This window comes from Clostridium sp. Marseille-P7770 (genome assembly GCF_902143525.1).
Classification (GTDB): domain Bacteria; phylum Bacillota; class Clostridia; order Lachnospirales; family Lachnospiraceae; genus Pilosibacter.
The window spans coordinates 67908-79729 of record NZ_CABFVC010000011.1; the positions used below are offsets into that span (position 1 = coordinate 67908).

Consider the following 11822-nt stretch of genomic DNA (forward strand, 5'->3'; position numbering starts at 1 on the left):
GTACAGTAACGGAAATGTTTCTTTAAAATCCATGTATAAAAAGGTCTACCGTCCGTAACACCTCCGGCAGACCTTTTTCCGACTGCATTCGACCTGTTCTGTTTCAGAACAGCCGGCGGCAGACATTCATTTGAAATTGTAGTTATCAGCCTGTGGTTCTCTCAATATCCAGCACGCCGTCTATCTGGCGCAGCTTTGCCATCAGGTTGTTTAATTCTTCGATTCCATGGATATCGAAGCTCATAGTGATCGTCGCTTTGCCCTGCTTGTTCACGCGGGAGCTCATGGCCTTGATATCGATCTCGCGTTCTGTGAAGATCTTGGAGATATCCACGAACATGCCGATCCGGTTGTTCGCGAAGATCGAGATCTCTGTGGAGTAGGTCGCGGCACTGTTGTCCTCCTCAACGCCCTGCCACTCCGCGTCGATCAGGCGGCTTCTCTCAATCTCCGGGAGATTTAAGACGTTGATGCAGTCTGTTCTGTGGATCGTAATTCCGCGGCCTCTCGTCACGAAACCAACGATCTCGTCGCCCGGAACCGGGCTGCAGCACTTGGAGAAACGAACCGCAAGGTCATGGATGCCTTTTACGATGATGCCGCTCTTTGACTTGCTGCCTCTGATCGGAACTACCGCCGGTTTGTTATTCTCGCCGATGGCATCAAGGATCGTCGCGTCGGTTACTTCGCGTTTCAGCTTCTTTGTGCGCTCCTCGATCATCTTGTTGATGACCTGACCTTCTTTTAATCCGCCGTGTCCGACGGATGCCAGAACAGAATCCCAGTCCTGGAACGCGTAGCGTTTTAGAACCTTATCTACGAACTCCGGCTTATTGATATCGGAGAAATTGATCCCCTTTGCCTTACAGTAGCGGTCGATCATTTCGCGGCCCTTTAAGATATTGTCCGCCTTCCGCTCCTGCTTGAACCAGGCGTTGATCTTGTTTCTCGCCTGACTGCTCTTGATGATATTTAACCAGTCACGGCTCGGTCCTTTGGAATTCTGGGACGTCATGACCTCGATCCGGTCACCGTTCTGGATCACATAGTCAATATTTACGAGCTTTCCGTTGACTCTCGCGCCCACCATCTTGTTTCCGACAGCCGTGTGGATCGAGTAAGCAAAGTCGATCGGTGTGGAGCCGCTTGGCAGCGCCTTTACGTCTCCGGTCGGTGTAAAACAGTATACGCTGTCGGAGAACATATCGAGGTCGCTCTTGATGGCGTTTAAGAATTCCTTGTTGTCGGACATATCCTGCTGCCACTCAAGGATCTGGCGCAGCCAGCTTAACTTCTTCGCCTCATCACCGGCAGCAACCTGTCCGCTGCCGCTCTCTTTATATTTCCAATGGGCGGCGATACCATATTCCGCTGTGCGGTGCATCTCGAAGGTACGGATCTGGATCTCAAAGGGCTGTCCGTTCGTGCCGATCAGTGTCGTATGTAAGGACTGATACATATTCGGCTTCGGCATCGCGATATAATCTTTAAAACGGCCGGGGATCGGTTTGTACATTTCATGAATCACACCCAGTGCCGCGTAACAATCCTTTACGGAGTCCACGATGATGCGGACTGCAAAGATATCGTAGATCTGGTCCAGCGTCTTGTGCTGGTTTAACATCTTCTTATAAATGCTGAAGAAGTGCTTGACGCGTCCGTTGACCTCGCACCTGATCTCCGCGTTCTCCATGTGGGTCTTGATCTCAGCGATAATGTCATCGATGAATTTCTGGCGCGCTTCGCTTGTCAGGGCGATCTTTTCTTCCAGTTCTTTGTATACATTAGGTTCCAGATATCTTAACGCAAGATCGTCCAGTTCGATCTTGATCTTGGAAATACCGAGCCTGTCAGCGAGAGGAGAGTAGATCTCGATGGTCTCCCTCGCCTTCTCCTTCTGTTTTTCAGGGCGCATGTACTGAAGCGTCCGCATATTGTGGAGACGGTCCGCAAGCTTGATGATAATGACACGGATATCTTTTGCCATCGCGAGGAACATTTTTCTTAAGTTCTCCGCCTGCATTTCCACCTTATCTGCTGACCAGGATAACTGGGTCAGCTTTGTAACGCCGTCGACTAAGAGGGCGACCTCTTTTCCGAACAACTCGGCGAGCTGTTCCTCTGTATACACGGTATCTTCCACCACGTCGTGGAGAAGTCCGGCTGCAATCGTCTCTTTATCCATCTCGAGATCCGCGAGGATGATCGCCACACAGAGCGGATGGATAATGTACGGTTCCCCGGATTTTCGCTTCTGGTCTTTATGGGCATTATCCGCAAGCTGATATGCCTTCTCGATCATGCTCAGATCATCGGACGGATGGTACTTTCTGATGCTGGCAACAAGATCCCGGTAAAGAACATCAGGACTTGTGAAATCAGCAGGCGCTTCCAGATCGCCTTCGATCGTTTTCAGTTTGTTTTCTTCCATAATATCCCCCCCCTTCCCTTTTAGCGTCCCACCCGGTCATGCCCGCCACAGAAATCCGTCGTTTTCACGGTGCTTTTCGACAAAAGCAGACACTCCTGAAATATACCAACCATTATAAAATTTTTTGGCATAAATTGCAATCGTTTTGTTGCGGTTTTAGGCCGCTGCTCTCCGGAAGGATTCCCAGATCCGGGGACTCTTATACAGGGGCGTTTCGGATTCGGTATATAAAATGCTTATGACAGACATATCTTATTCTTATAGTGCTACCGTATTAAAGTGGTTGAACTTTAAAGGACAATGTATTATAATGCAAATATTAAAATTTTATAAATAAATTGGAAAGGGGTACTCCATTATGGATACAATGAGTCTCACAGCAAAGTATGAAGATGAAATGATTGCCATTCGCAGACATATTCATAGACATCCGGAGCTCAGCAACAAGGAATATAAGACAACGGAGTTCATCCGCGAAAAACTGACGGAATACGGTGTGGAGATCGCCGAGATCGGGATGAAGACCGGCGTTGTTGCCGTTATCCGCGGCGGAAAACCGGGAAAAACTGTTGCGATCCGCGAGGATATCGACGCACTTCCGATGAAGGAACTCACAGGACTTCCGTTCGCTTCCGAAAATGATGGTGCCTGCCATTCCTGCGGACATGATATCCATACAACCGTGCTTCTCTACTGCGCGAAGGTATTATCTGAAATCCGCGGGGAGCTTGCCGGAACGGTCATGCTGATCTTCCAGCCGGCAGAAGAGCATATGGGAGCCGGTGAGCTTGTCGACTGCAATTTCACGCAGGTTGCGAAACCGGACGCATTTATCGGTCTCCACGTATCACCGGAGATTGATGCCGGAAGCATCGGATTAAAGAAGGGACCGGCAAACGCATCCAACGATTTCTTCAATATCAGGATCAAAGGAAAGGGCGGACATGGCGCTCACCCGGAAAACTGCATCGATCCGGTCGTAATCTCCGGTTATGTGATCACACAGCTTCAGACCGTGATCTCCCGTGAAAACTATCCGGTATATCCGGGTGTTCTTACCATCGGCAGCATCCACGGCGGAACCGTAAACAATATCATCCCGGATTACGTGGAGATGCACGGAACGCTGAGAAGTCTTGATCCGGACTGCCGCAAAAAAATGATGGCTGCCATCGACCGCGTCGTAAAAGGCTGCGCCGAGTCCATGAGAGGAACCGCGGAGGTTGAATGGGAAATCGGAGTTCCGCCGCTCGTAAATGATGATTCCATCATCGAGGCAGTTGCTGAGGCCGCTGCAAAGACCATCGGTGCTGACCATGTTTCCTACGTGAAGAATCCGTCAATGGGTTCCGAGGACTTTTCTGTTCTCTTCCCGAAGTTCGGACCGGGCGCACAGTTCCGCTTGGGATCCGGAAACAACGAGGATCCGAATTCCAGACACGGCCTTCATAACTCTAAAAACGTATTTGATGAGAAGTGCATCCGCACAGGCGCATCCGTCATCATCCAGTACGCGAGAGATTTCTTAAAATAAAGGAGAATACTTATGGAAAACAACAAGAAAAAGCTGCAGATTCCAAGCACATGTGCACTGTTATTCATGCTCATGATCGTCTGCGCCATCCTGACCTGGATCGTTCCGGCAGGTGAATTCGATACAGAGAAGGTAGGCAACTTAAACAAGGTTATCGCAGGTACCTATCACACTGTAGACGCTTCCCCGGTTGGCCCGTGGGCAACCATCATGGCAGTTGTACAGGGATTCTACAAAGCCGCAAAATTAATGGTCATGATCATGTTTGTCGGCGGTGCTGTTGAGATCCTTGAAAAGACAGGCGCGATCCACGCTGCCTTCGGAAAACTGGCTTCCAAGCAGAACTTAAACGTAAACGTACTTGTATTCTTAGTAATGGCATTCATGTCCATCGGCGGCGCAGCAGGCGTTTTCGCAAACCCGGTCGTTGCCCTGATCCCGATCGGAATCATCCTTGCAACAAACTTAGGGTATGATTCCTTCACAGGCTTCCTGCTTGTATATATGGGCGCTTATTCCGGATTCAACGTAGGATGGGCGAACGCCTCCACTATCGGTACTGCACAGCCGATCGCGGAGCTCCCGATCTTCTCCGGTTTCAGTGTCCGTGTCGTATTAAACATCATCAACTTCGCGATCTGCTATTTCTTTACGATTCGTTACATGAAAACCATCAAGGCTGATCCGAAGAAGAGCTTAAACTATGAAGCTGGCATGAGCGCATCTGACAGCATGGGCGCAGGAAAAGATGGAGCGAAGGCGATCGAAGCACATTTAACAACGAAGCACCTGATCAGCCTGATCGGTCTCGTTGTTGCGGTTGCAGCAATCCTGGTTGGCTCTGTAAAATATAAATGGAGCTATGATCAGATCGCCGCTACATTCTTTACACTTGCGGTTGTTGTTGGCCTTCTCAATGGTATGGGTATCAACGGAACAACGAAGGTATTTATCGGTGGCTGTTCCAAGATGGTAAACGCCGCGTTCATTGTCGGCTTTGCAAATGGTATTTCTGTGATCCTCGCCAGCGGAAACATCTTAAATACGATCGTTTACTGGCTGTCCATCCCGATGTCCGGAATGGGTTCCATCCTCGGAGCGAACTTCATGTTCGTCGCAAACCTGTTTATCAACCTTTTCATTCCGTCCGGTTCCGGACAGGCTGCAGCAGTTATGCCGCTTATGGTTCCGGTTGCTGACCTTGCAGGCATCACAAGACAGGTTGCTGTACAGGCATTCCAGTTCGGTGATGGTTTCTCCAACTGTCTCTTCCCGACAGCAGGTACTCTGATGGGTTCCCTCGCGATCGCAAAGACAGACTGGACAAAATACGCAAAGTGGCTTATGCCGCTTCTCGGATGCCAGGTGATCCTCTCATTCGCATCTTTAACGATCTTACAGAGCATCGGCTGGACCGGACTGTAGAAAGACGTATAATATAAGGAAAAAGGACTTCCGTTTCCTGGCGGAGGTCCTTTTTCTGTGCAGGCGGATGATCCCGCCGCCCTTTTGTTACTGTTCACGCCTTGCGCAAACAGTAACTGATTTTGCCGATGCTTCGCATTCCAAATCGGCAAAATCCACTACCACCACTGTACTGTACGGAATTTTCAGTTCAGAAAATTCCTACCCGTGTACAGTAACGATCTTTTCGCTGAGGGATGGGAAAAACTCACAAAATAAGTTGACTTATCCATGCCCGAAAAATATAATACTTTTATTAAGGAAAGAAAAAACCCTTGAAAACCTAAGGCAATCAGCGTATTATGGTGAACGTAGGCGTGAAATTGCGCGATAAAGAGAGAAACAGAGGTACCTTTATGGCATTAAAGAAAAAGCCGGTTACCGGCATGAAAGATATTCTCCCGGCAGAGATGCAGATCCGGGATTATGTGCTGAACCAGATCAAAGAGACTTACCGCGGCTTCGGATTCTCCGCGATCGAGACTCCGTGCGTGGAGCACATTGAGAACCTCCTTAGCAAACAGGGCGGTGACAATGAGAAGCTGATCTTCAAGATCTTAAAGCGTGGTGAAAAATTAAATATCGAGACAGCAGAGACGGAGAACGATCTGGCAGACGGCGGACTCCGCTATGATCTGACACTTCCGTTATCCCGGTATTACTCCAACAACTCTGCAAACCTTCCGTCTCCGTTTAAGGCACTCCAGGTAGGCAGCGTATGGCGTGCAGACCGTCCGCAGAAGGGACGTTTCAGACAGTTCGTCCAGTGTGATATCGATATTCTCGGTGATGCGACAAACCAGGCGGAGATAGAGCTGATCCTCGCGACTACGACCGCGTTAAAGAAGATCTGCCCGGACAACAGCTTTGAGGTCCGCGTGAACGACAGAAAGCTTCTCCGCGCGATGGCCGTATACAGCGGATTCCCGGAGGAAGATATCGATAAGGTATTCATTACCGTCGATAAAATGGACAAGATCGGTACGGATGGCGTAAAGGCAGAACTTATGGAAAACGGCTACTCCGAGGAGACGGCCGATAAATACTTAGAGCTTATGGGGCAGGCAACAAACGATGCCTCAGGTGTCCGCCGCATGGGGGAGATCCTTGCGGGTGTATTGGAGGACGGCGCAGCTGAGAATCTTGCGCAGATCATGGAGACAGTCGGCGAGGTTTCCGATGGAAGCTTCAAACTTGCATTTGACCCGACTTTAGTCCGCGGAATGGGCTACTACACAGGAACCATCTTCGAGGTTTCCATGGAAGGCTTCGGAGGTTCTGTAGCCGGCGGTGGAAGATATGACAAGATGATCGGAAAATTCACAGGCATGGACACACCGGCCTGCGGTTTCTCCATCGGATTTGAGCGTATTGTTACCATTCTTCTCGACAATGGATTTACCGTTCCGGGCGGCAACGAGAAAGAGGCATGGCTCTTTGAAAAGGGCATGAGCTCCGAGAAACTTGCTTCCATCATGAAAGAGGCGATGGCGGCCCGCAAGGAAGGAAAGATCATCCTTGTCGCACAGATGAACAAGAACAAGAAGTTCCAGAAGGAACAGCTTGGAAAAGAAGGCTACAGTGAGTTTAAGGAATTCTATAAGGAAGACTTAAAACACTAAATATACCATAATACATTCAGTTGGGATCGTTGACATCCTAGCTGTTTCAGGAGGAAAATCATGGCAGAATCAATGGCAGGCTTAAAACGTTCCTGCCGCTGTGCTGAAGTCACAGAGGCAAACGTAGGCCAGGAAATGACACTTATGGGATGGGTCCAGAAGAGCAGAAACAAAGGCGGGATCATTTTCACCGACCTTCGTGACCGTTCCGGAATCATCCAGATCATCTTTGAGGAGAGCGACTGCGGCGCTGAGAGCTTCGCAAAAGCTGAAAAATTAAGAAGTGAGTTCACAGTAGCGGTTGTCGGCACGATCGAAAAGCGTTCCGGCGCAGCAAACCCGAACTTAAAGACAGGTACGATCGAGATGAGAGCGAAATCTTTAAGAATCCTCTCTGAGTCCGAGGTACCGCCGTTCCCGATCGAGGAGAACAGCAAGACAAAAGAAGATCTCCGCTTAAAATACCGTTATCTTGACCTCCGCCGTCCGGATCTCCAGAGAAACATCATGACAAGAAGCCGCGTGGCAACTATGGTCCGCCAGTTCCTTGCAGATGAAGGTTTCCTTGAGATCGAGACACCGACTCTTATTAAGAGTACACCGGAAGGCGCGAGAGACTACCTCGTACCGAGCCGTGTACATCCGGGCGAGTTCTATGCTCTTCCGCAGTCTCCGCAGTTATTAAAACAGTTATTAATGTGCTCCGGTATGGACCGTTACTTCCAGCTCGCAAGATGCTACCGTGACGAGGACCTCCGTGCAGACCGTCAGCCGGAGTTCACACAGATCGATATGGAGTTATCCTTCGTTGACGTGGAAGATGTTCTCGAAGTCAATGAGAGACTCTTAAAGAAACTCTTCAAGGAGATCTGCAACGTGGATGTCCAGACTCCGATCCTTCGTATGACATGGCGCGAGGCGATGGACCGTTTCGGTTCCGATAAGCCGGATATGCGTTTCGGCATGGAATTAAAGAATGTATCTGACGTCGTAAAAGACTGTGAGTTCGTTGTATTCAAGAGCGCTCTTGAGAACGGCGGTTCTGTCCGCGGTATCAACGCAAACGGACAGGCTGGAATGCCGAGAAAGAAGATCGATGCTCTCGTTGAGTACGCAAAGGGCTTCGGTGCAAAGGGACTTGCATACCTCGCAATTCACGAGGATGGTTCCTACAAGTGCTCCTTCGGCAAGTTCATGAAGCCGGAAGAGTTAGATGCTCTTGTAAAGGCTATGGATGGACAGCCGGGCGACCTTCTGTTCTTCGCAGCAGACAAGAATAAAGTTGTATTCGATGTTCTTGGAAATCTCCGTCTCGAGATCGCAAGACAGTTAGACCTCTTAAAGAAAGACGACTTCAAGTTCCTGTGGGTAACCGAGTTCCCGCTCTTAGAGTACTCTGAGGAAGAGGGACGTTATGTTGCAATGCACCACCCATTCACAATGCCGATGGAGGAAGACCTTCCACTTATCGACACCGATCCGGGTGCAGTCCGCGCGAAAGCATACGATATCGTATTAAACGGTACCGAGCTCGGCGGCGGGTCCGTCCGTATCCACCAGGATGACATCCAGGAGAAGATGTTCGAAGTTCTCGGCTTCACAAAAGAGAGAGCAAGAGAGCAGTTCGGTTTCCTTCTTGACGCGTTCAAGTACGGAGTACCGCCGCACGCTGGTCTCGCATACGGTCTCGACCGTGTCGTTATGCTCATGGTAGGCGCAGACAGCATCCGTGACGTCATCGCCTTCCCGAAGGTAAAAGACGCATCCTGCCTCATGATGGAAGCTCCGGCTCCGGTAGATCCGAAGCAGCTTGAGGATCTCGATATCGCGATCGTGGAGAAGAAGGAAGAAGAATAAAACGAGAAATTTCATCCAGAGAAATGCCCGTGAACAACGGAAATATCCCTTTGTGAAATGTTCGTGAACTTATAGAAATCCCACTTATTATCTGCTAAAATATAGCTGATGATAAGTGGGATTTTTCTATTCTATAGGAAATTTGTGAGACAATAGATACGGAGGTAATACTCATGGATGCAATAAAAGTACTTATGGTCGACGATGAAGAGAGAATGCGCAAGCTCGTAAAGGACTTCCTGACGATCAAAGGATACCGTGTTCTGGAAGCAGGGGACGGCGAGGAGGCGATCGATATCTTCTTTAAAGAAAAGGATATCAGCCTTGTGATCCTGGATGTCATGATGCCGAAGATGGACGGCTGGGAGGTCTGCAAAACGATCCGCCGCTACTCGCAGGTTCCGATCATCATGCTGACAGCGAGAAGCGAAGAGAGAGATGAACTTCTCGGCTTCGAGCTCGGCGTGGACGAATATATCTCAAAACCGTTCAGCCCGAAGATTCTTGTTGCAAGGATCGAGGCGATCCTGCGCCGTAGAAACGGAGTGGCGACCGGCGAGATCCTGGAGGCGGACGGAATCCGCGTGGACAAGGACGCCCACGAGGTGACAGTCGACGGAAAACCTGTGGATCTGAGCAACAAGGAATTCGAGCTGCTCACCTACTTTATGGAAAACAAAGGAATTGCACTTTCCAGAGAAAAGATTCTGAATAATGTCTGGAACTATGACTATTTCGGTGATGCGAGAACGATCGATACACATGTCAAGAAGCTGAGAAGCAAACTTGGTCCGAAAGGCGACAACATCAAGACCATCTGGGGCATGGGATATAAACTCGAGGTGGATGCATGATGAAATCGGTACGTTCCCGTCTGACGGTCACGTTCATTGGACTGATCGCGGTGATCCTGGCTGTGATCTGGGGCGTCAACAAGTGGTACCTGGAAGACTTCTATGTGACGAAGAAAGTCCAGGCATTAAACACCATGTACACGGCGATCGATGCCCAGATCGCGGAGAATAAAGACAACGGGATCACGATCGAGGAAGCGATGGAGCGCGATCGCGACGCGAACGGAAACATCACGGAAGGAAACCTACAGCGCCTGATTCGGAACTTCAGCGACAGTGCGAATGTTTCGGTCCTGATCATTGATAACAGCACGGAGGACGCGACGGTCTACTCGACGTCCCGGGATACGAAGTTCCTAAAAGACCGCGTGGACCGGTATATCTTCGGCTGGGCAAAGGCAAAGTATACGATCCTGGAAGAAAATGAACAGTACAAGATCCAGAAGACGTACGACCCGCAGCGCGAGAGTATGTACCTGGAAAGCTGGGGCTTTTTCACGGACAACAGCACGGCCTTCATCATGAGTGCACCGCTTTCGAGCGTCGGGGAGAGCGTCCGGCTTGCAAACCAGTTCCTGCTCTATGTAGGAATCATCGCAGCGACGATCGGAGGTCTGGTCATCTACCTGACGGCGCGACAGATCTCAAAACCGATCTACCGCCTGTCAAACCTCTCTGAGCGGATGTCGAATCTCGATTTCGAAGCGAAATATGAGCCGGAAAAGCATGAGATGGAGGAGATCCAGGTTCTCGGCAACAGCATGAACACGCTGTCAGAACGCCTGGAAGAGACGATCTCAGAACTGAAATCCGCGAATAACCAGCTCACGAAGGATATCGAGGAAAAGACAAAGATCGATGAGATGCGAAAAGAATTCATCGCCAATGTCTCCCATGAACTGAAAACTCCGATCGCTCTGATCCAGGGATACGCGGAGGGACTTCAGGAAGGAATGGGAGAGGAGAAAGAGAGCCGTGATTACTATTGCGATGTCATCGTGGATGAAGCCAACAAGATGAATCAGATGGTAAAGCAGCTTCTGACACTCTCTTCCCTCGAGAGCGGAAACGACAAGCCGGTGATGGAACGCTTTAACCTGACGGAGCTGATCAAGGGCGTTGTGAATGCGTCAAAGATTCTCATTGAGCAGAACCAGATCCAGGTGGAGTTCGACGATCAGACACCGGTCTATGTATGGGCGGACGAGTTTAAGATCGAGCAGGTAGTTACCAACTATCTGAGCAATGCGATCCACCACATTGACGGCGAGAAAAAGATCATCATCAGGATGATCCCGGAGAACGGACTCGTCCGTGTATCTGTCTTCAATACCGGAACTCCGATCCCGGAGGAGGCGATCCCGAATCTCTGGACAAAGTTCTATAAAGTCGATAAGGCGAGAACCCGCGCATACGGAGGAACCGGAATCGGTCTCTCGATCGTCAAGGCGATTATGGATGCGCACAACCAGCAGTATGGCGTAAAGAACTGGGAGAATGGTGTTGAATTCTGGTTCACGCTGGACGGAAGAAATTCATAAATATATATATGGAAGAAAGAGAACCCGGAACATTTTGGATGTGAACCCGGGTTCTTTTTTTAAGTCCGGGAATCTGTGAAAATATGAATAAATGAGCATATATAGTACATAATAATGGATAAAATATACCATATGTTGTAAAGATGAAACGTATGCGTAACAGCACCGTAAAAGATGTAAAGAAAAGTGAAAAAACATGTAAAAAATGGTTGACTTTTGGACGGGGATTTGATATTATAATACTCGCCTTGAGAAACAGGGCAAAACTTATTGAGAGTCATTAAGAAAGCTTCTTAATCACCTCAAAAAAAGTTTTAAAAAGTTCTTGACAAATTGAATATGATTTGATAGAATAAACGAGTTGCTTCTGAAACACAGAAACAACGAGAAACAGTTCCTTGAAAACTGAACAGTATGTAAAACCCTGAAAATTCTTATAAAAATGGTCTTTGGTTTAGACCATGAATGAGAACATTCAGAACAAAACCTAACAAAACAGTAGAACGGTTTAAAAATTAG

7 protein-coding genes are annotated in these 11822 nt (G+C 49.0%); 6 read left to right on the forward strand and 1 reads right to left on the reverse strand.

The window, feature by feature from the left end:
• Nucleotides 1-145: 145 nt before the first annotated feature.
• Entirely contained in the window at nucleotides 146-2431 is a 2286-nt protein-coding gene (locus tag FN001_RS17520; RefSeq protein ID WP_142412716.1) for a RelA/SpoT family protein, read from the reverse strand.
• 358 nt (nucleotides 2432-2789) lie between these two features.
• On the opposite strand from FN001_RS17520, the gene FN001_RS17525 reads away from it, so the two are divergent.
• The 6 genes from FN001_RS17525 (at nucleotide 2790) to FN001_RS17550 (ending at nucleotide 11303) form a co-directional block, all read left to right on the forward strand.
• Nucleotides 2790-3965: a M20 metallopeptidase family protein gene (locus tag FN001_RS17525; protein WP_142412717.1), complete on the forward strand. Its 1176-nt coding sequence runs from the start codon at nucleotides 2790-2792 to the stop codon at nucleotides 3963-3965.
• A 12-nt stretch (nucleotides 3966-3977) separates the two neighbouring features.
• Nucleotides 3978-5390, forward strand: coding sequence for a YfcC family protein (locus tag FN001_RS17530; protein WP_142412718.1), 1413 nt, complete (start codon nucleotides 3978-3980; stop codon nucleotides 5388-5390).
• Between the two features lie 395 nt (nucleotides 5391-5785).
• Nucleotides 5786-7051: a histidine--tRNA ligase gene (gene hisS, locus FN001_RS17535; RefSeq protein ID WP_142412719.1), complete on the forward strand. Its 1266-nt coding sequence runs from the start codon at nucleotides 5786-5788 to the stop codon at nucleotides 7049-7051.
• A gap of 60 nt (nucleotides 7052-7111) precedes the next feature.
• Nucleotides 7112-8908, forward strand: a complete 1797-nt coding sequence (gene aspS / locus FN001_RS17540; protein WP_118322537.1) for an aspartate--tRNA ligase — start codon at nucleotides 7112-7114, stop codon at nucleotides 8906-8908.
• Nucleotides 8909-9081: 173 nt separating this feature from the next.
• A complete protein-coding gene (locus tag FN001_RS17545) occupies nucleotides 9082-9762 on the forward strand; it encodes a response regulator transcription factor (protein ID WP_118297147.1) in 681 nt (226 codons plus the stop codon).
• On the forward strand, nucleotides 9759-11303 hold the full coding sequence (locus FN001_RS17550; protein WP_142412720.1) for a sensor histidine kinase: 1545 nt from the start codon (nucleotides 9759-9761) through the stop codon (nucleotides 11301-11303). The genes FN001_RS17545 and FN001_RS17550 overlap by 4 nt, the downstream gene beginning before the upstream one ends.
• Nucleotides 11304-11822 lie beyond the last annotated feature (519 nt).